At 41.1% G+C, this 18,926-nt stretch carries 21 protein-coding genes and 1 other RNA gene; 5 read left to right on the top strand and 17 right to left on the bottom strand.

Translation table 11 applies throughout. The features are described 5' to 3' along the window. Window positions 1-57 precede the first annotated feature (57 nt). The 4 genes from NSS92_RS04890 to NSS92_RS04875 are packed head-to-tail and all read right to left on the bottom strand — an operon-like array spanning window position 58 to window position 2,850. Window positions 58-630: a TetR/AcrR family transcriptional regulator gene (locus tag NSS92_RS04890; protein ID WP_340867035.1), complete on the bottom strand. Its 573-nt coding sequence runs from the start codon at window positions 628-630 to the stop codon at window positions 58-60. 3 nt (window positions 631-633) lie between these two features. Further along, the gene (locus NSS92_RS04885; RefSeq protein WP_340867034.1) at window positions 634-1,353 is read right to left on the bottom strand and encodes an MBL fold metallo-hydrolase; all 720 of its coding nucleotides are present in this window, start codon (window positions 1,351-1,353) and stop codon (window positions 634-636) included. A 36-nt stretch (window positions 1,354-1,389) separates the two neighbouring features. Beyond that, window positions 1,390-1,863: a GyrI-like domain-containing protein gene (locus NSS92_RS04880; RefSeq protein ID WP_340867033.1), complete on the bottom strand. Its 474-nt coding sequence runs from the start codon at window positions 1,861-1,863 to the stop codon at window positions 1,390-1,392. Between the two features lie 54 nt (window positions 1,864-1,917). After that, complete coding sequence (locus NSS92_RS04875) at window positions 1,918-2,850, bottom strand: helix-turn-helix transcriptional regulator (protein ID WP_267587516.1); 933 nt, start codon at window positions 2,848-2,850, stop codon at window positions 1,918-1,920. Window positions 2,851-2,968: 118 nt separating this feature from the next. Between NSS92_RS04875 and NSS92_RS04870 the strand changes: the two genes are divergently transcribed. After that, window positions 2,969-3,493 (top strand): hypothetical protein, encoded by a 525-nt coding sequence (locus tag NSS92_RS04870; protein ID WP_034280620.1) that lies wholly within the window; start codon window positions 2,969-2,971, stop codon window positions 3,491-3,493. A gap of 31 nt (window positions 3,494-3,524) precedes the next feature. Here the strand turns inward: NSS92_RS04870 and czrA are convergent, their stop codons facing one another. Then, window positions 3,525-3,854 carry a Zn(II)-responsive metalloregulatory transcriptional repressor CzrA gene (gene czrA, locus NSS92_RS04865; RefSeq protein ID WP_024422670.1) on the bottom strand — a complete coding sequence of 110 codons (330 nt, stop codon included), beginning with the start codon at window positions 3,852-3,854 and terminating at the stop codon, window positions 3,525-3,527. Between the two features lie 186 nt (window positions 3,855-4,040). Between czrA and NSS92_RS04860 the strand changes: the two genes are divergently transcribed. Next, complete coding sequence (locus tag NSS92_RS04860; RefSeq protein ID WP_248350708.1) at window positions 4,041-5,366, top strand: APC family permease; 1,326 nt, start codon at window positions 4,041-4,043, stop codon at window positions 5,364-5,366. Between the two features lie 97 nt (window positions 5,367-5,463). Continuing rightward, window positions 5,464-6,126, top strand: coding sequence for a lysozyme family protein (locus NSS92_RS04855; protein WP_267587514.1), 663 nt, complete (start codon window positions 5,464-5,466; stop codon window positions 6,124-6,126). A 236-nt stretch (window positions 6,127-6,362) separates the two neighbouring features. On the opposite strand, the gene prpB is transcribed toward NSS92_RS04855, so the two are convergent. The 4 genes from prpB to NSS92_RS04835 form a co-directional block, all read right to left on the bottom strand. After that, window positions 6,363-7,277, bottom strand: coding sequence for a methylisocitrate lyase (gene prpB, locus NSS92_RS04850; protein ID WP_340867032.1), 915 nt, complete (start codon window positions 7,275-7,277; stop codon window positions 6,363-6,365). Between the two features lie 12 nt (window positions 7,278-7,289). Further along, entirely contained in the window at window positions 7,290-8,726 is a 1,437-nt protein-coding gene (locus tag NSS92_RS04845; RefSeq protein ID WP_340867031.1) for a bifunctional 2-methylcitrate dehydratase/aconitate hydratase, read from the bottom strand. Window positions 8,727-8,728: 2 nt separating this feature from the next. Continuing rightward, complete coding sequence (gene mmgD / locus NSS92_RS04840; protein ID WP_340867030.1) at window positions 8,729-9,871, bottom strand: citrate synthase; 1,143 nt, start codon at window positions 9,869-9,871, stop codon at window positions 8,729-8,731. 168 nt (window positions 9,872-10,039) lie between these two features. Continuing rightward, the gene (locus tag NSS92_RS04835; RefSeq protein WP_024422676.1) at window positions 10,040-10,579 is read right to left on the bottom strand and encodes a DUF420 domain-containing protein; all 540 of its coding nucleotides are present in this window, start codon (window positions 10,577-10,579) and stop codon (window positions 10,040-10,042) included. A 198-nt stretch (window positions 10,580-10,777) separates the two neighbouring features. Between NSS92_RS04835 and NSS92_RS04830 the strand changes: the two genes are divergently transcribed. Further along, window positions 10,778-11,290 carry a hypothetical protein gene (locus NSS92_RS04830; protein ID WP_340867029.1) on the top strand — a complete coding sequence of 171 codons (513 nt, stop codon included), beginning with the start codon at window positions 10,778-10,780 and terminating at the stop codon, window positions 11,288-11,290. A 153-nt stretch (window positions 11,291-11,443) separates the two neighbouring features. Here the strand turns inward: NSS92_RS04830 and NSS92_RS04825 are convergent, their stop codons facing one another. The 8 genes from NSS92_RS04825 to NSS92_RS04790 all read right to left on the bottom strand — a co-directional run bounded on the left by NSS92_RS04825 (window position 11,444) and on the right by NSS92_RS04790 (window position 17,186). Continuing rightward, window positions 11,444-12,265, bottom strand: coding sequence for a LysM peptidoglycan-binding and 3D domain-containing protein (locus NSS92_RS04825; protein ID WP_267587509.1), 822 nt, complete (start codon window positions 12,263-12,265; stop codon window positions 11,444-11,446). Window positions 12,266-12,499: 234 nt separating this feature from the next. Further along, window positions 12,500-14,302: a DNA helicase RecQ gene (gene recQ / locus NSS92_RS04820; RefSeq protein ID WP_142945785.1), complete on the bottom strand. Its 1,803-nt coding sequence runs from the start codon at window positions 14,300-14,302 to the stop codon at window positions 12,500-12,502. A 133-nt stretch (window positions 14,303-14,435) separates the two neighbouring features. Then, window positions 14,436-14,621, bottom strand: a non-coding RNA gene (ssrS, locus tag NSS92_RS04815) — 6S RNA. Between the two features lie 132 nt (window positions 14,622-14,753). Next, window positions 14,754-15,254, bottom strand: coding sequence for a TraR/DksA family transcriptional regulator (locus tag NSS92_RS04810; protein WP_340867028.1), 501 nt, complete (start codon window positions 15,252-15,254; stop codon window positions 14,754-14,756). Between the two features lie 91 nt (window positions 15,255-15,345). After that, the gene (locus NSS92_RS04805) at window positions 15,346-15,993 is read right to left on the bottom strand and encodes an SDR family oxidoreductase (RefSeq protein WP_340867027.1); all 648 of its coding nucleotides are present in this window, start codon (window positions 15,991-15,993) and stop codon (window positions 15,346-15,348) included. A 175-nt stretch (window positions 15,994-16,168) separates the two neighbouring features. Continuing rightward, window positions 16,169-16,507, bottom strand: a complete 339-nt coding sequence (locus NSS92_RS04800; protein ID WP_024422682.1) for a PH domain-containing protein — start codon at window positions 16,505-16,507, stop codon at window positions 16,169-16,171. A gap of 279 nt (window positions 16,508-16,786) precedes the next feature. Continuing rightward, on the bottom strand, window positions 16,787-16,924 hold the full coding sequence (locus NSS92_RS04795; RefSeq protein WP_080769829.1) for a DUF4025 domain-containing protein: 138 nt from the start codon (window positions 16,922-16,924) through the stop codon (window positions 16,787-16,789). A gap of 49 nt (window positions 16,925-16,973) precedes the next feature. Next, window positions 16,974-17,186, bottom strand: a complete 213-nt coding sequence (locus NSS92_RS04790; RefSeq protein WP_024422683.1) for a DUF6501 family protein — start codon at window positions 17,184-17,186, stop codon at window positions 16,974-16,976. 212 nt (window positions 17,187-17,398) lie between these two features. On the opposite strand from NSS92_RS04790, the gene NSS92_RS04785 reads away from it, so the two are divergent. Next, the gene (locus NSS92_RS04785) at window positions 17,399-18,883 is read left to right on the top strand and encodes an aldehyde dehydrogenase family protein (RefSeq protein WP_340867026.1); all 1,485 of its coding nucleotides are present in this window, start codon (window positions 17,399-17,401) and stop codon (window positions 18,881-18,883) included. Window positions 18,884-18,926 lie beyond the last annotated feature (43 nt).

The raw sequence follows: 18,926 nt of genomic DNA, 5'->3' as shown, positions 1-18,926 counted from the left end.
AAATTGTTCCAGAAGGATGCTTCTCTATGATATCGGTTCACTGTAAAAAAAGACCTGTCAAATGGACAGATCTTCTTTTTGCAATACACCTGTGATATAGAGCCGAACCGCATAGCTCACACTTTCTTCAAGCTGTTCTTTTCGTTGAAATCCCTTTTTATTAGAAATATCACCGAAGCCGTGCAGTAAGCTTCTCAGTCCTCTGACGACATGTGTCATTTCTTCTTCTTTTACACCAAAGCGTGACATAATGGATTGAACAAACTGAACAAGGCGATCTGCTGCAAGACGTACTTCTTTTTCGTTCATATGTGAAAAGGCTGCTTCATAAAGACCGGGGTGTTCTCGGACAAATTGCACATATTGTCTGGCAAAGGCTAAAACAGCTTCTTCTTTTTCTAGCCCCTTTGTAACTTGCATCCCTTCCTCACAAAGCATGGACAGCCCCTTTACTGCGAGTGCTGCCTGAATCTCATGAAGGCCGGATACGTGATTGTAAAGAGAAGGCGGCCTGATATTCAGCCTTTTAGACAATGTAGCAATGGTCAAAGCGGAGAAGCCCTCTTCATCAACAAAGGCAGCCGCTGTATCCATAATTTTTTCTTGTGTAATTCCCATTCTTGGAGACACGGTTTACTGCCCTCCTTTTATTAGCTGGTGCTGTCTTTTTTTAACGGCAGCTTGAAGCTTTTCATGAGGCTCTATGATAAGGTCACCATGTCCTGCAGCAAGACAGGATATGCGCAGCGCTAGTAATTTTTCAGCGCTTTTTAATGCGGTTTCTGCATCCCATGTGGCAAAAGCCGGGAACGGGAAGCTCCACCGAAACTCACCCGTTACTGATAAGCCGCCTTTTGTCACAAGTGCATCCCCTGCAATGACAACTCCTGACCTTTCATCGTATAAAGAAATGCTGCCAGGTGTATGCCCTGGTGTTGCAATCACTTTCAGCGGCCCAATCTCATCTCCTTCTTCGACAAGCACATCTGGTTTTGTATGAATATTTTTAATAAAACTGCCTTTGATTTTTTGCTGGGGTTCACCAGGGAGCAAGGAAAAGTCACCTTCAAAAAGGCGTGCATCACGTTTTGATAAATAGACGACTGCCTCGGGAAAAGCCTTCTTCACCTCATCTAATGCGCCGATATGATCCATATGGCTATGAGTGAGAATAATCTTATGAATTGGTTTGTTCTTTTTACGGGCAAATTCGATGATCGAGTTCGCCGCCATTTTTAAAGCAGCATCAATTAAGATGAGTCCTTCCTCTTCCTCAAATACATAGCAATTTACCGGAAATAATCGCGGCATCAATGTAAGCTGGTGCAGACGGTCAAAAGTTGTTAATCTCATGATTGCCCTCCTAAAACTAATATCGTTAGTTTTATATTAACTAATGGCGTTAGTTTTAGCAATCATTTTTTCATCAACCGCAATATAAATATCAATTTGCGCTTCTTTTGGATCAATAGATCTTTCATCATACCATTCAAAATCACCTGTATAAGTGCGGTATTGACGCTGATCCCACGTCCAAATCTTGTGCCATGTTTCAAGCACGACCTCTTCAATCGGTCCCTGTCTCGTTTGAAATCTTGCGTAGGCAGACGCAGGAATCTCTTTTACATGTTCGATCTGCTGATCCGCGAATTTCCCAGCTGTAAATAAATAAGAACCATGTTCATCTTTTTCATAATCTGAATACAGCCCTATGACAGGGGCTTGTCCCCCATGAAGCTGCTGCGCAAAAAATTCCTGCCAGAGCGGTGCAATCTTCCGCTCTTTTGTTTGCTCTATTTCGTTTGTTGTTCGAACAGACAACCCTTTAATCCTTTGCTTCTTTAATATCACGATATCGTACATACATTCTCATCTCCTTTTTTCCCATCATATAAAAAGAAACCTGACAACTGTGTGTCAAGTTCCTAATCGCTTCATAAATTGTTTTAATTGGTGATCAAATGCTTCCTTGATATGCTGCGGTGAAAGAATGTCGACATCCGGTCCTAAATAAAATAGGAAACTGTGCAGCCAATCATCTTGCGGCACGGTCATTGCTGCAAGATAGGTTCCATCTGAACAGACAATCAATTCGTTCTCATCCACCCATTCCTTCACTTTACCAACTGATGCTTTCGTTAACCTAAGCGTGAGCGTTGTGACTGAAGGTTCTTCATGCCAAGAGTCATTCCAAGGCTTCTCTTCATTTTTGATTCTTTTCGGTTGGAAATATCCTGAAATGGTGATGAGGTCTGTCATTCTTGTCAGCTTGAACAGACGAAAAGCTTTTTTCACACAACAAAACGCATACAAATACCAATGCCTCCCTTTTAAGACGAGCGTATAAGGCTCCACTTTCCGTGGAAGTGTTTCACCTTTCGCATTGCGATAGGTAAACTGAATGTATTGATGCGCAGAGGCAGCTGTATGGATCAGCTGGAGTTTCTTCTCTGCCTGGCTGTCTTTCCCCCAGGAACTTAAATCAATAAAGACATGGTGCTGTTTCTCGCTTTCATCGGTATGTGGCGGAATGAGAGATTTGATTTTTTTCAGTACATGTTCACTTTCTTTAAAGGAGTATGCACTCGTCATGCTTTCTAGGGCTGTTAAAATAAGCTCAATGTCATCATCGGTAAATAATTTTTTCTCTAAACGATAGTCGTCAACGAGTGAAATGCCCCCGCCTGCTCCTTGTGTTGTCACAACAGGAATCCCGGCTTGATTGATGGTCTCAATATCGCGGTAAATCGTCCTCACACTCACTTCGTGAAGTTCAGCGAGGTCCTTCGCTTGTACTTGCTTCTTGCTAATGAGCAGCATCACAATAGACAAAATACGATCGATTTTCATGCCTTTTCCTCTTTTTCATAAATGTAGGTTTTGATTTGATAAAAAAAGAAAGAATGGTAAAGATAAGGAACAGCCAGCATTCGTTTACATCCCTGCACATGCAGTAGGAGGTTGCATCATGACACATCACGTGTGGCAGTTATTCATAATTGGAAGCATTATGCTGATCTGCATCATCTTTCGAATGAATCGAATGAGACGCTATCAGCTTGTGCGCCCGATCAGTCTTTTGATGAGAATGTATGTATTTGGACTCACTGCCCTTATTCTCTTATTAGAAGGCTGGCAAAATCACAGCATTTTCATCTACGCCGCTATTGGTATGCTCTTTGGAAGCAGTCTGGCCGTTCATGCCTATGAGACGATCCGCATGAAAGAAGAAAATGGCCGTCTTTATGTGAAAACGAGTAAATGGATTGAAAGCTTCATTTTATGCTTATTTTTATCTAGACTTAGTTTTAAGCTGGGTGAGCTGACGAACCATTCGCTCACAAAAATTGGTGTCGTTGAACTGTATCAGCATATTGTGAGTGATGATGCCATGACCATGCTCAGCTTTTTTCTGTTAGCTGCTTACTATGTTGTTTTTTCTTATCAAATGATGAAAGCAGGTAAACGAGTAGCACATACGCATCATGCGTAAAAACCTTCCTATATGAGTAGGAAGGTTTTTATTAGTCATGCTGCGCATGATGAATCATTTGTTCAAGTACTTCCATCACATGCTGATCTTCAGGGCTGTAAAAAATCGATGTCCCTGCTCGTCTAGATTTCACGAGACGAAGGTTTTTTAAAAAACGCAGCTGATGAGAAACAGTTGATTGCATGAGATTCAGCGTTTCCGCGATATCATTTACCGAGTATTCACCTTGAGACAGCAGGTGCAGAATACGAATACGTGTCGGATCAGATAAAGCTTTAAAAGTTTGGGAGACAAGAAATAAACTTTCTTCATCCAGCTCCATCCGTTCCTGTTCTTGATTTGTATTCAGTTCTTCCTTCATTTCGCTTCACCTTTCTTGTTAGTCAGATCACGACTTATTCTATGTATCATCATATACTAAAACGTGCGGCGTGCAAAGCGGGCACACTTTAGAAAAAAGATTTATTCAAATAGCATTGACACTTGGTAGCATTCTTTTTAAAATGAGCATTATTTATTCATTTTTTTAGAGGAGCTGATAGGCAAATTGACTGAAGAGCCAAGACTAAAACGCAGCCTGACTGTCTTTCCACTTGTTGTGATCGGGCTTGCTTATATGGATCCACTTGTCGTATTTGATTCATACGGCATTGTTGCTCAGCTGACGAAAGGACACGTAGCTGCGGCTTATATATTTACGTTACTTGCATTACTATTGACAGCGCTTAGCTATGGGAATATGGTGAAGGCTTTTCCAAAAGCAGGATCTGCTTATACATATGCGCAAAAAAGTATTCATCCTCATGTCGGCTTCCTTGTGGGCTGGACACTTTTACTGGATTATTTATTTCTGCCTATGGTGAATTTTGCGATCGGAAGTGCTTATTTAACCGCAGCCTTTCCTGATGTACCTCATTACATTTGGATCATCATACTTGCTATCGCCATAACGACTGTCAATGTAATCGGTATTCGGCTTACAGCCAACATTACGGCGCTATTTGTGACGTTTCAGGTCATTGTCGCCGTCACCTTTGTTGGGTTTGTTATTTATGGACTCACGCAAAACGCTGGCAGTGGAGAGTTATTGTCAGCCCGGCCTTTTTATTCAGCGAGCTTAGATCCAGCGCTTATTTTTTCAGGAGCGACCATTTTATGTTTCTCTTTTCTGGGATTTGATGCCATTTCGACTATGTCAGAGGAAACCATTAAACCAAAAAAGACGATTCCGCTTGCCATTTTCTTAACAGTTGCGATTGGAGGCGTGCTGTTTACTTTGACGTCTTATTTTTTGCAGCAGGTGTTTCCAAATTTTCAGCAGTTCAAGCATCCTGATGCAGCCTCACTTGAAATTGCAGAATTTGTGGGCGGCGCATTTCTCCACTCGTTCTTTTTAGCTGGCACAATGGTCGCTGTCATTTCTTCCTCCTTATCGTCACATGCGAGTGCAGCAAGGCTTTTATATGCAATGGGAAGAGATCAATCGTTACCGAAGCGTTTCTTCGGGTATATTCATCCGAGATTAAAAACCCCTGTTTTTAATATTTTATTAATCGGAGCTTTCTCCTTAACCGCAGTCGTTGGCGAACTTGAAGTCATTTATTCCTTTATCAGCTTCGGCGCGTTAATTGGATTTACCTTTGTGAATTTGTCTGTTTTTGCGTACTTTTTCGTCAGACAAAAACAAAGAGGTGTGCTGAATACATTGAGATATGCAGTGATCCCTCTATGCGGGACGGCGTTTTGTATTTGGCTGTTAACGAGCATCAGCACAAATGCATTAATCATTGGCATGATTTGGCTGATTATCGGTTTTGTTTATTTCTGCTTCAGGCTGAAAACACGACCTGAATTCACGTTTGGATATGATTGATTATAAGGTTTTCACTTGGTATCCTGCACAGGATATGGCATAATAAAAAGGCTGTACTTCCCTTTTAAAAGCGGGGCAAAACAGGGGTGAACTGACCTTGAAAAAGAAAAAAACAGGATGTTTTGCCATTTCAGGCTGTTTCACAATTTTTCTCTTTGTTTTCGTATTAGCAGCCATTGCCATCTCCTTTAATCAAAAGGAGTTAAAAAAGCTGCCGATTGATACGGAATCAATTGTTTTGTCGAGATTGGATGATTACAAACCGCTTGTAGAAACAGAGTTAAGAGATCAAGATTTAGATCAGTATACCGCGTTAATCCTCGGTATGATGTATCAAGAATCAAAAGGCAGAGGCGGAGATCCAATGCAGTCCTCTGAATCTCTTGGTTTGAAACGAAATGAAATCAATGACCCTCAGAAAAGCATTAAACAAGGAGTCCATCATTTTTCGACTATGTACAAGCATGGGAAGAAAAAAGGCGTTGATTTGGAAACCATTATTCAAAGCTATAACATGGGAATCGGCTATATTGATTTTGTTGCAAAAAACGGGGGAAAACATTCCGAGAAATTGGCAAAGCAATACTCCAAAAAGCAAGTGAAACGAAACCCCAAGGTCTATACGTGCGGCGGCAACAAAGATAACTTCCGCTATCCGTATTGCTACGGTGATTTCACTTACGCTGAAAAAGTAAAAGAAAAAACGAAAACAGTTGAAGAAAAGATGAAATTGGCTTCATCATCCTCACCATCATCGTAAAAAACACTTCCGTAAAGGAAGTGTTTCAGATTGCTGACAAAGGGCTAAAATGATCTTTATTTTAGCTCTTTGTCTTCTTTTAAAGCGTGATAGAAAACCTTTGCAGTCTAGGAAGGGCGAGCACCAGAGCGGAGCGAATTTAACATTCGTGAGCACTGGCGCACAGACCTGACAACGAATGCGAGGGTTTGTCTACACGCTGAAGCACTTCCGTCAAGGAAGTGCTTTTCATTTTATCACTGTTCTTTCCCAATTTCTGGCAGGATTGTTTTCGCTAAATGCTGATCCATTTCCTCATATTCATCATAATGAATCGTTTCATACAGCTCTTTTCTCGTTTGCATATCCTCCAGTATCCCCTGCTGCGTTCCCTTTTCCATGATTTCTGTAAATAAACGCTCATACGCTTTTGCAGCGACTCTAAGTGATGATACAGGGTAAATGACCATTTGAAAGCCAAACATAGAAAATTCGTCTGCATGATAATAAGGCGTCTTGCCAAACTCCGTCATGTTTGCAAGGAGCGGCCCTTTAATATTGCTTGACGCTTGCGTGAAGTCCTCTGCTGTGATGAGCGCCTCAGGAAAAATAGCATCGGCTCCTGCTTCTACGTAAAGATTGGCCCGGCGGATGACATCATCCATCCCATTTACGGACTTTGCATCAGTTCTCGCAATGACCAAAAGCGTTGGTGCCGCTTGTTTAATGGCTTTGATTTTTGCGACCATTTCTTCGACTGGAACGAGTGATTTCCCGTTTAAATGCCCGCATTTTTTCGGCATTTGCTGATCTTCAATTTGAACAGCTGCCACCTTGCTCTCAACCATTTCTTTTGCCGCTCTTGCTGCATTTAAGACACCGCCATAACCTGTGTCCATATCGACCAAAAGCGGAAGCTGGGAAGCTCGAATAATCTCCTTCGCTTTTTCAGCCATTTCTGTTGAATGGATCATGCCGAGATCAGGCAGTCCTTTGCTGGCACAAAAAGCGGCACCTGATAAATAGAGCCCTTGAAAGCCCATTTTTTTTGCATAGAGTGCAGACATTCCGTCGTGAACGCCTGGAATTTGAAATAAAGCTGATTTGTGCATTTGTTTTTTAAAGGCTGCGGCTAAATCAGCCTGACTTGTTTCTTCATTCACGATCCACACGCTAGCTCCCCCTTATATAACGAATAAGTCCATAAATGCTGGTACTGTTGTTGTTTTTAATTGATTTGGATTTTGGCAGAGTGACACAATTTGATCCACTTGTTTTTGTGGAAATCTTGTCTTCAAATGATAGACCCATTTCTTTTCAAGCAGCGGAATGCCTTCCTGTCTTCTTCTTCGATGACCAAGCGGGTATTCAATTTCAATTCGGTCTGTCATTGTCCCGTCTTTAAAGAAGATTTGTACACAGTTTGCAATCGATCTCTTTTTCGGATCTAAATAATCCTCTGTATAACGTTTATCCTCTTTCACAACCATTTGATCACGAAGACGGTCAATGGCCGGATTTTGCGCCGTTTCTTCTTCATAATGGTCAGCTGTCAGTTCACCATAAATCAGTCCTATGGCTGTAATATACTGCAAGCAATGATCACGGTCTGCCGGATTATAAAGCGGCCCTTTCTTATCAATAATCCGAATCGCTGACTCATGTGTCGTAATCTCTACCCGGTCAATTTCATCTAAACGATCTTTTACAGCGTCATGCAGCATCACAGCCGCCTCTGCAGCAGTCTGCGCATGAAACTCAGCAGGATAAGCAATTTTGAAAAGAACATTTTCTATGACGTATGATCCAAGGGGCTGAGCGAGCGTAAGCGATTTTCCGTTCATGAGAACATCTTCAAATCCCCACTTCTCTGCACTAAGCGGTGTTTGATAGCCCATTTCCCCTTTACGAGTCATCATTGCCAGTCTCACTCCGCGGCTTGTTGCATCCCCTGCTGCCCATGATTTCCTCGATCCTGTGTTTGGGGCGTGGCGATATGTCCTAAGCGGAGAATTATCAACAAACGCTTGTGATAAAACATGCTGGACTTCTTCCTTTGTTCCGCCAAGCATTGCACACACAACTGCACTTGTTGCCACTTTGACAAATAACACATGGTCCAATCCATTTCGATTCAGACAATTTTCTAAAGCGAGCACACCTTGAATTTCATGTGCCTTGACAATTGCGTGCAGTACGTCATTCATCGTTAGCGGTTCTTCTCCGTTTGCAAGGCGTGTTCTGCTGATATAATCACTTACAGCTAATATTCCGCCTAAGTTATCTGATGGATGCCCCCACTCCTGTGCAAGCCACGTGTCATTATAATCTAACCAGCGAATCATACAGCCAATATCAAAAGCCGCTTGAACAGGATCTAGCACAAACGAAGTACCGGGAACTCTTGCTCCGTTTGGCACGACTGTTCCAGGTACGATGGGTCCAAGGTGCTTCGTACATTCTGGAAAATTAAGCGCCAGCATTCCGCACCCGAGTGTGTCTATGAGCACATAACGTGCAGTTTCAATGGCCTCTTTGCTCGTAATTTCTCCGTCTACTGCATAGGCCGCGATTTCTTCTAATAGCTGATCTGTTTGATTGGCGACTGCTGTTTTGTTCATGTTCATTCCCCCGTTTTTCCATCATCATTTGAAACCTTTAATCCTCTTGGCCCTAAATACCGGACTCTCGGTCTAAAAATGCGATTATGCAAATGCTGTTCAATCACATGGGCTGCTAATCCACTAGCTCTTGCTGCAAAGAAAATGGGTGTATAAAGTGAAATAGGAATTCCGAGCACGTAATAAATAGGTGCGGCGTAATAATCAAGATTCGGATAGAGGTTTTTCTGCTCTTTCATGTATGCCTCTCCTGCTACACACATGTCATATAGTGTGGTATCTCCCTTTGATTCCGTAAGCGTTTTCAATGAACGTTTTAAAAGAGCGGCTCGCGGGTCCATTTTTCTCATGTATACCCTATGGCCAAAGCCCATCATTTTTTCTTTTGCGGCTAATTTTCGTTCAATGAGCGCAAGAAATCCTTCTGTTGTTTTTCCTTCTAGAAGCATGTGCATGACAGCTTCATTCGCTCCTCCGTGCAGGTCACCTTTTAATGAAGAAATCGCTCCAGTAAAAGCACCATACATGTCAGAATGCGTGGATGCAATGACTCTAGCCGCAAACGTTGAATTCGGCAGCTCATGTTCACTATATAATGTAAGTGTTTGGTCAAAAGCGGTGATTTCGTCTTGTGCCGGGGTGCGTCCTGTTAGCATGGATAAAAAGTTTTCAGTGTAGGATTTGGTCTGATCTGGAGAAATAGCGGCGTCTTTTGTGAGAATATGATAGCTTCCAGCAACAATGGCCGGCAGCTGGCCTAGTAATCGAACTGCACGCCTCTTTTGGCACGTTTCAGATCGATCATGTAATGCGTCATCGTACCCTGCGAGAGCAGATAAGCACGTTCTCATCGCATCCATAGGGTGAGTGGATTTTGGCAGCTCGGTTAAAATGGTTTGAATGGTTGGATGTAAGCTCGTTTGTGAGGATATATCTTGCTGAAATTGGTGATATTCCATCTTATCTGGTAATCTTCCATAAATAAGCAGATAGGCTGTTTCTAAATATGTCTTGTTTTGTGCTAGCTCAATGAGGTCGTACCCGCGAATCACAATTTCCTCTTGCTCCACATCTAAGTATGATATGGACGTTTCGCTTGCCACAATGTCTTCAAGCCCCGGTTTATACTGCAATTGTTCAGTCATCATATAACCCCCGTTTCGTCCAATTGTTGATCTCCAAACGAGCAAACGGCCAGAAATGATGCGAATCTATAGATGGGAAGATACCGTGCAAGTCGGATACCCAATTCCCATTTTATCCAAAGCACTTCATCTTGTAAATAAAAGAACGTATGTCCAGTTGGACATACGTTAGCTGTAGTATGGAGAAATCATGATATATACAATGACGCCAGTAAGACTAACATAGAGCCAAAGCGGCATCGTCCAGCGGGCAATTTTTCGGTGACGCTCGACCTGCATCTGTGCGCCTCTAAATAGTGTAATCAGCGCAAGCGGTACAATAATAGCTGAGAGCACAATATGTGTAATCAAAATAAAGAAGTAAATTGGACGGATGATCCCTTCTCCTCCGAAGTGTGTATCAGCTGCCATTGAATGATACGTCACATACGAAATTAAAAAGACAAGTGTTGTTGAAAATGCAGCAAAGATAAATCGTCTATGCGCTTTAATGTTCTTTTGTTTAATCATGATGAGTGCTGAAAGTAAGAAGATAAACGTAAAGCTGTTCATCACGGCATTCAGTAACGGCAGAAATGTAATATCCAGATGACTAAATTTATCTGTTTTTGGCATTAAAAATAATAAAGCGATTAATCCGTTTATGGCAATTGTTAAAATGACAACAATGCCGGTGAAATTTTTCGGTTTTTGATTCTGTTCGTTCATGTTTGAAAACCTCTCTTTATTAGTTCCGACTAAGAGTATGTTATTTAACTTTCTCTATAAAGTCAATGAATTCGCTGTCTTCGTCGAATTTTAGACAAACTTGCCGAAGATCGGCATTCTAACGGCTTGAAAGATCCATCCACTTCCTTTAAAATTGGAATTTATGTGATTTTTATCATTTCTTATATGAAAGGAGTAATGGACTTGTCAATCTTACAGGAAACACCCAAAGATGTGAAGACGTTAGAGCAAGAATTACAGCAATTGCAGTTCCAAATGTATCGAATGCAAGAAAATATGAAAGATATTTCGAAAAAAGCAAAGATCATTGGCATTGATCAGGCGAAAGAAGATGAATGGATGATTGTCTCTGCCATTGAAAGTGCTGATACATGTAAAATCATGCTCAGCGATTGTGAAAAAGCTTTTCGCGGACAATCTGATTTTTCCTTAATTGCGGAATATCCTGAAGAAGGAAAGATTCATATTGCTGATATTAAAGGCCCTCCCGATAATGGGTACGGCTCAATCTGTATGAAGCATTTAAAAGAAATCGCAAGAGAGCAGAACATCCCAGTTATTACAGGTAATCTCGTCAAAAGAGATTGGAATCACGTGGACCGCTTGATTCACTTTTATGAAAAGCACCAATTTGATGTCCAAATCAATTGGAAAGAACAAAGCGGAGAAATTTATTGGGTGGACAGCTAACGACAAAAAACGAGCGTGTATGATGGAATATACGCTGGTTTTTGTCGAAAATGCAAATTTTTCTGAAAAATATGTGTTTTTTTGACCAAAAAAAGGGTACAATAAAAGCATCAGGCCGCCACCTGATGCTTTCTTCCAAAAAACAATAAGTTACTAGTTAAGTACTTTCACTTTGACTGATTTTACGCCCCAATTTTTTGCTTGGGATTTGCTTGGTACATGTACATCAATTTTGTTACCTTTAATTGCGCCGCCAGTATCTGCTGCGATGGCTTCACCGTAGCCTTCAACATAAACCTTACTTCCTAATGGAATGACATTAGGATCTACTGCAATCACTTTTGCATTTGGGTTTTTGTTTAAGTTTACCCCTGTTGCAGTGATACCTGAGATGCCACCATCATTTGCTGTATAAGCCGTAGCCGTTACAGTCATTTCTTTTTGTACACTTTGACTTGCAGAAGATGATTCTGCTTTAGCTGTTTCCTGTTTAGGAGCAGCTTTTTTCGTTGCTTCCTGTTTAGGAGCAGCTTTTTGTGTTGTTTGCTCTTTTTGGACAGGCTCCTGTTTTTGTACAGGCTCTGAGCTTACCGGAGCTGAGCTTTGACCAGCAACACTTAGTGTTGAACCAATCATAATTATATCTGAGTTTAAGTTATTCCAAGACTTAATATCGCTAATTGACACATTGAATTTTTGAGCGATTTTCCAGAGGCTGTCCCCCTTCTGGACTTTATACTGCTCCTGAGTTTTCTCTTTTGAAGAGATTGTCAATTTATCACCTACATAAATCATGTCAGTAGATAAATTGTTCCAACCCTTTAGGTCCTTTAGAGACACATCATTTTTTTGAGAGATTCCCCAAAGTGTATCACCTTTCTTCACAGTGATTTCCTTTGCAGAAGCTTGCTGTGCTCCAAATGCTGTTGTTGAGATTGCTGCAACAGCAACCAAGGACATAATAGTCTTCTTCATAAAGTAAATCCTCCCTTGTTAGCTTTTTATGGCGGCTAACGAGTGCTATCGTAACATATGTAAATGTCAATTCAATAACAAAACGATATGTTTTAGATTACAGTTCCTTTACATGAAACATCTCTCTCCATTGGTAAATCAGACCACAAAACAGCTCAATTACCCGCCATATCAAGGTTTTGAAAGGATCAGAAACTTCCTGATGAAAACGTGTCCAAACGCAGCGAAAAAAATTTATTTTTCTTCTTCAATCTCTTTATTTTTCTCTTTTTCTATAAATAAACGGATTTCTTCTAAAAAAACATCCCCGTATTTCTCTCTTTTTTGAGCACCTATTCCCTTAATATGGAGAAGTTCTTCTTCTGTTTTAGGCTGAACGGCTGACATTTCCTTCAAGGTTTGATCAGAAAATACAACAAATGGCGGAACGCCCTGCTCTCTCGCCAGCTTCATTCTCACCGCTCTCAGCTGCTCAAATAATGCATCGTTTTCTTGAATCGCCTCTCTTTTCACTGCCTGCTTTTTATACACAGCCTCTTGTCCGACTAACACTTTCTTTCCTTTATGTGTCACTTTTAATGTTGGATAAGCTCCTTCAGACATGTGCAAATACTCTTCTGTAATTAAAAATTCGATGAAATCACTGATTTGCTGGGCTGATTGCTGCTTCATTAAAGCATATGTAGGAAGACGGTCGAAACCGAGGTCAAGCACTTTTTTATTTTTAGAGCCTGCCAGTACTTGAGCAATCATCATTTTTCCAAATCGTTCGTTCATTCTAACCGTACACGATAAAACCATTTGCGCTTCTCGAGTGACCTCTTCACGCTCTCTCTCATCAAGGCAATTGCTGCATTTTTGGCAAGGGGTACTTGCTGTTTGATCAAAGTAGTCCATCACAAATTGCTGCAGGCATTGCTCAGTGTGACAGTAATCCACCATTTGTCTTAGTTTAAGCAGTTCATGCTGATAACGCACTTCATCCTCTGTTGACTGTTCAATGAGGAAGCGCTGCATTCGTACGCCCTGCGGCGAAAACAGTAAAATGCATTCACTTTGGAGCCCGTCTCTGCCGGCACGTCCAGCTTCTTGATAGTAGCTTTCAATATCCCTCGGAATTTGATGATGAATCACAAAACGGACATTTGACTTATTAATTCCCATGCCAAATGCAGAAGTAGCGACCATAACCTGGATGTCATCATTTAAAAACAGATTTTGCTGCTCTTCTCTCACATCATCATCTAACCCGCCATGATAAATGCCAGCTTTGATCTTTTGCTTCTTTAGCCGATTGTAAATGTTTTCAGCTTCTTTTCTTGTAGCAGTATAAATAATGCCGGACTCAAGCTTATTTTTCTTCATATAATGTGTGATAAAGCGGTCACTATTTTCTCCTTTGACCACCTGAAAAGATAAATTCTCTCTAGCAAACCCAGTAAAAATGGTTTCTTCTTCGTTCATGCCAAGTTGTTCACATATATCCCGGTGGACCTTTTTCGTGGCTGTAGCCGTTAATGCGACAATCACTGGTCTTTTTGTCAGCTGATTTAAGCATTCTTGAATAAAGCGGTAGCTTGGCCTAAAATCATGCCCCCACTCAGATATACAATGCGCTTCATCAATTGCAATTAAAGGGATCGTTAACCGATCAAGCAGCTGAAAAAAACGTTCATTTTGTAAACGTTCAGGTGTGATATAAAGCAGCTGATATTCCCCATCTTCACATTTTTTCAGCCTTTTATTCATTTCAGCTGCGGAAAGTGTGCTGTTTAAAAAAGACGATCGTATGCCCATCTCATTTAGCGCATCGACTTGATCTTTCATTAAAGAAATCAGCGGAGATACAACGATCGTTGTTCCTTCCATCATTAGGGCAGGAATCTGGTAGCAAACCGATTTCCCCCCGCCTGTCGGCATAATGCAGACGGTATCCTTCTGTTTGTTCACAATCGATTCAATGGCTTGTTTCTGTCCCTGCCTAAAGGCGTCAAAGCCAAAGTATTGTTTCAGGAGTGCTTCTGCTTGTTCTAACATCCAATTCCCTCTCCGTCTTTTGTTTTGTCTATTTTAACATACATTCATGCCTCTTCCGGCTGTCTATTCAATTTCGTTTTTTCACAAAATAAAAAGCCATTTTCCGAAATGGAAAATGGCTTGAATGATCCTAGGAAAAGCTGCGGATGCCGTAATCTAAGTAAGAAAGTTTTAAACCACCACTCCTCAAAGTGGGTGTTTGCAGAAACGTTCCTGTCTTCCTCTCTAAGGAGGCATGACATTCCGGCTTCAATATAAAACTCCCTATTACAGCTTAAAGGTTAAAACTTAATTAACATCACGCGCATCGCAGCCTTTAAACTATATTACACGAAAGTTTATTAAATTTCAAGAGATCTTTTTTCTATGAAATACTCATGTATACAAGTTATTTGTTCATGTGTACATAAGAAAAAATTATTCTGAAAAAATTTAACCTTCGCTTATAATCCTATTTTTCCTCATCTACATCAACATCCTGCTCTTCCTCTAATCTTTCATACGTATTTGAATGCATCTGATCCATTGTTTCTCTATTCGTTAAATCGCGCATTTGATCAGAGAATGAACGGTCAAACTCGTTTGGGTCTTGAGTGGTTTCTTCATTTTTCTTTGCATCGATTGAATAACGTGCATATGGAACTGCTTTTAAACGCTCGTATGAGATCTCTTTCCCTGTTTTCTCACATATCCCATATGTTCCGTCTTCCATTCGTTTCAGTGCTGCATCGATTTCACCTTCAAGCTGATCATCGACTTGATCCAGCGTTTGTTCTGTCATGCGGTCTAAATAGATGCTCCCATGATCAGCGATATGATTCCCAACACCATTTGAAATCTCACTCGATTCAACGAGCATCGATTCTTCTTTCTTTTTTGATCCCTTCACATCTTCTTTTAGTTGGATCAATCTTTCGTATAAATCAGCTTGTTGTTCTTTCGTTAAGGCCACGGTCAATCACTCCTTTCTCATTACCTTCCCGCTGAAAGGGAAAAGAAAACATCAAAAAAGCCGCCGCCTATTTGGCAGCAGCTTTCTTCTCTTACAGATTGCGAAGTGCTTCTTCAACTGATTTATCGCCTTTCATCAAGTCAAAGGACTTATTTTTCACATTGGATTCTGTTAAGCTTTCCACAAGAACAATGGCTACGTCCTCTCTTGAAATCTCGATGTTTTGATCATCTGGAATATGTTCGGCAGCTTCAATCTTTCCTGTCTTCTCCTCATGCAGCAAGGCACCTGGACGGACAATCGTATAGGAAAGACCAGACTGTTTTAAGTGCTCATCGGCTTTTCTTTTCGCTTCATAATAAGTTTCCATACTTCCTTGTCCTTTTCCTTGGTTCGGATCATCAGCATTATAGGCACTAAGCATAACAAAATGCTGGATGTTTTCTTTTTTCGCTGTATCAACGAGGCGTTTTGCACCTTCTTGATCCACCGCAATGGTTTTATCTGCGCCTGTTTTTGAGCCTGAACCAGCTGCAAAGATGACAGCGTCTGCTTGTTTCACAGCATCTGTCACATCGTTTTCTAGATCACCGATGACAGGTGCTGCACCAAGTTCTTTTAGCGCATCAGCTTGTTTTTCATCTCGAATGAGAGCAAGCGGCTCATGTCCTTTTTCTTCTAGATAACGAATGACAAGTCTACCTGTATGTCCATTTGCTCCTGCAACCAACACTTTCATTGTTCATTCTCCTTTCTGTATCTGTTTCATCTTTATCCGTTTTTTCTATCATTCAAACACTTAAGCTGAAAAAAGCCCTTCCCATCAGATGGGAAAGGCTTAGCAATGTGCGATCTATGAAAATAAGAACGAAGAATGAGAAAAGTGCATATGATCTATGTAATCGCAAGATTGATCAGCAAAGATGTTTTGTCAAAATGGCTTGCACATCACTCAAATCCGTCTCTTTAGAAAAGTCGAGTTCAAATACTTTTGAGCTTGTGACAAGCAGCATACCTGTGTCCTGATCAAACACGCCAGCTTCTTGTATGGCAAAACTTTCAATTGATCGATACGGCAAGGAGACCCTGACTTTCTTCTTAGAAAATACGCGGTTATCGCCAAAGATCAGTCGTTTATTGGTAAAGCAAATTTGGTCGTGACGCAGTCTGTAAACAGCCTCAATTCTTTCCCCTTCAATCAATAAGGATTCGAATTTCTTATCATTTTGTTTACTGACAGAAAAAATACCCACGTAAACCCCCTCTTCCTGCATCAAATTCCTTTATGACAAAACGGCCACACGGCTCTGTGGGTACGTTTTATTCTCACTTATAGAATACGCTATAAATGGTTGTTATTCCATTACGAATAGATTAAATTTCATTTAACTTTTTCTTTTTGATCCGATGCTCTTTCCTCTACTTATTTAGACTGTTAAAGCAGGAAAAAAGTTTCAGTTCTTTTCGAGAAAAAATGCTGCTTCATTCCAATAAAAAAACAGTGATTATGCCAAATCACTGTTTTTAAATGACTATTCGTCTTTTGGTGTATCAATCGTTCCCTCGGCATACACATCGGAAATCTGTTCAAGCGTAATTGCCATATCAGCGTCCTCGTGTTCATGCCAAGCATGTTGATTTTTCTGCTCGTCATTTTGCTGCTTTTTCATCATCATCACCCTTTACTGTTTTTCTTAGTATGAGTGATGACCCTCAAAATCATTCAGCCGAAATATCTTCAAAATACTCCTTGTAATACCCGCCTACTTTACCCGTATTGTCAACGACAAACAGGAATTCCTCTGTTTCATTTTTCACTTCATATGTACTTCCAACCGTTAATGCCCGGTCGACCATATATTTTTTCGCGTTTGTATGTACACATTTTACTTGTTTTAACGTTTGAGCCGTTTGCCAGTTTTGATGGATCATGATTTAAAAACTCCTTTTTTCATCTATACATTTATTGTAGCCAAATTTTCGCGAAATGCAATGAGTGTTATGGATTGCTTTCAGACATGTCGTGTAATATGATATTTGTATACGTTTACATCTGTGTGCGTATACAATTTCGTTGCATGTCCGCTTTTCCCACCTAGAACTCGCAGAAAACAATCCATATTTTTAAGGAGGTTTGTTTATTTATGAGCTCTACAACTCTACAAATTAGTTCAAAACTCGAATCTTTTCTCCAAGGGACGAAAAAACTCTACATTAATGGGCAGTTTGTCACAAGTCACGATAACAAAACCTTTTCTACTCCTAACCCAGCCACAGGCGAAACCCTTATTGATGTATATGAAGCAGGTGCAAAAGACATTGATGAGGCAGTAAAAGCTGCAAAAAAAGCCTTTCATGGTCCTTGGCGCTCAATGTCTGCCGCTGAACGCGCCCGCCTCATGTTCAAGCTTGCTGATTTAATGGAAGAAAACCAAGAAGAGCTTGCACAGCTTGAAACTTTAGATAACGGAAAACCAATTAATGAAACAACAAATGCAGATATCCCCCTCGCCATTGAGCACATGCGCTATTATGCGGGCTGGACGACAAAAATGAATGGACAAACCATTCCTGTCAGTCAAGGATATTTTAATTATACCCGCCATGAGCCGGTTGGCGTTGTAGGACAAATCATCCCATGGAATTTCCCGCTGCTCATGGCCATGTGGAAAATGGGCGCCGCACTTGCAACAGGGTGCACCATCGTTTTAAAGCCAGCCGAACAAACTCCACTCTCTGCTCTTTACTTAGCAGAATTAGTGGACAAAGCCGGCTTCCCAGAAGGCGTGATTAACATCGTTCCTGGATTTGGCGAAACAGCCGGAGAAGCCTTAACTGATCATCCTGACGTGAACAAGCTGGCCTTCACAGGGTCAACAAGTGTTGGGAAATTAATTATGGAGAAAGCGGCTAAAACCATTAAGAGGGTCACATTAGAGCTTGGCGGAAAATCACCGAATATTATTTTACCTGATGCCGATTTAAAGAAAGCCATTCCAGGTGCTTTAAATGGCGTCATGTTTAACCAAGGCCAAGTATGCTGCGCGGGTTCCAGAGTCTTTGTTCATCGGAGCCAATATGATGAAGTGGTCGATCAAATGGCCAAATATGCAGGATCCCTCAAGCAAGGTGCTGGTCTTCATCAAGATACGCAAATTGGACCTCTTGTAAGTAAAGAACAGCACGAACGCGTGTTAGGCTATATTGAAAAAGGTAAATCCGAAGGGGCAACAGCCGTTGTCGGGGGCGATTGCCCTTATGAGGCTGGCTATTTCGTCTCCCCTACTATTTTTAAAGATGTAGAAGATGAAATGACCATTGCCAAAGAGGAAATCTTTGGACCTGTCTTATCTGCAATTCCTTACGATTCCATTGATGAAGTGGTTGAACGAGCCAACCAGTCTGAATATGGATTAGCAGCAGGACTTTGGACAGAAAACTTAAAGCATGCCCATGATATCGCTGCACGTCTTGAAGCAGGAACAATTTGGGTCAACTGCTATAATGTCTTTGATGCCGCCTCCCCGTTTGGAGGATATAAGCAATCAGGTCTTGGCAGAGAAATGGGATCATATGCCCTTAACAACTATACAGAAGTCAAAAGTGTATGGATTAATCTCCAAGACTAATGACGTCAAGAAAGCCGGTGACACTGTCATCGGCTTTTTTTGT

The sequence above is a fragment of the Bacillus sp. FSL M8-0166 genome, assembly GCF_038008825.1.
In the GTDB taxonomy this organism is placed as follows: Bacteria; Bacillota; Bacilli; order Bacillales; family Bacillaceae; genus Bacillus; species Bacillus safensis.
Note: the sequence above shows the minus strand (reverse complement) of the source record. Positions and strands in the feature narration are given on the sequence as shown.

Coding starts and splice junctions, on each gene's coding strand:
- NSS92_RS04885 (WP_340867034.1), bottom strand. CDS start 1,353: ATGAGATTAACAACTTTTGACCGTCTGCACCAGCTTACATTGATGCCG.
- NSS92_RS04880 (WP_340867033.1), bottom strand. CDS start 1,863: ATGTACGATATCGTGATATTAAAGAAGCAAAGGATTAAAGGGTTGTCT.
- NSS92_RS04875 (WP_267587516.1), bottom strand. CDS start 2,850: ATGAAAATCGATCGTATTTTGTCTATTGTGATGCTGCTCATTAGCAAG.
- NSS92_RS04870 (WP_034280620.1), top strand. CDS start 2,969: ATGACACATCACGTGTGGCAGTTATTCATAATTGGAAGCATTATGCTG.
- czrA (WP_024422670.1), bottom strand. CDS start 3,854: ATGAAGGAAGAACTGAATACAAATCAAGAACAGGAACGGATGGAGCTG.
- NSS92_RS04845 (WP_340867031.1), bottom strand. CDS start 8,726: ATGAACAAAACAGCAGTCGCCAATCAAACAGATCAGCTATTAGAAGAA.
- mmgD (WP_340867030.1), bottom strand. CDS start 9,871: ATGACTGAACAATTGCAGTATAAACCGGGGCTTGAAGACATTGTGGCA.
- NSS92_RS04835 (WP_024422676.1), bottom strand. CDS start 10,579: ATGAACGAACAGAATCAAAAACCGAAAAATTTCACCGGCATTGTTGTC.
- NSS92_RS04830 (WP_340867029.1), top strand. CDS start 10,778: ATGGACTTGTCAATCTTACAGGAAACACCCAAAGATGTGAAGACGTTA.
- NSS92_RS04825 (WP_267587509.1), bottom strand. CDS start 12,265: ATGAAGAAGACTATTATGTCCTTGGTTGCTGTTGCAGCAATCTCAACA.
- recQ (WP_142945785.1), bottom strand. CDS start 14,302: ATGTTAGAACAAGCAGAAGCACTCCTGAAACAATACTTTGGCTTTGAC.
- NSS92_RS04805 (WP_340867027.1), bottom strand. CDS start 15,993: ATGAAAGTGTTGGTTGCAGGAGCAAATGGACATACAGGTAGACTTGTC.
- NSS92_RS04795 (WP_080769829.1), bottom strand. CDS start 16,924: ATGAAAAAGCAGCAAAATGACGAGCAGAAAAATCAACATGCTTGGCAT.
- NSS92_RS04790 (WP_024422683.1), bottom strand. CDS start 17,186: ATGATCCATCAAAACTGGCAAACGGCTCAAACGTTAAAACAAGTAAAA.
- NSS92_RS04785 (WP_340867026.1), top strand. CDS start 17,399: ATGAGCTCTACAACTCTACAAATTAGTTCAAAACTCGAATCTTTTCTC.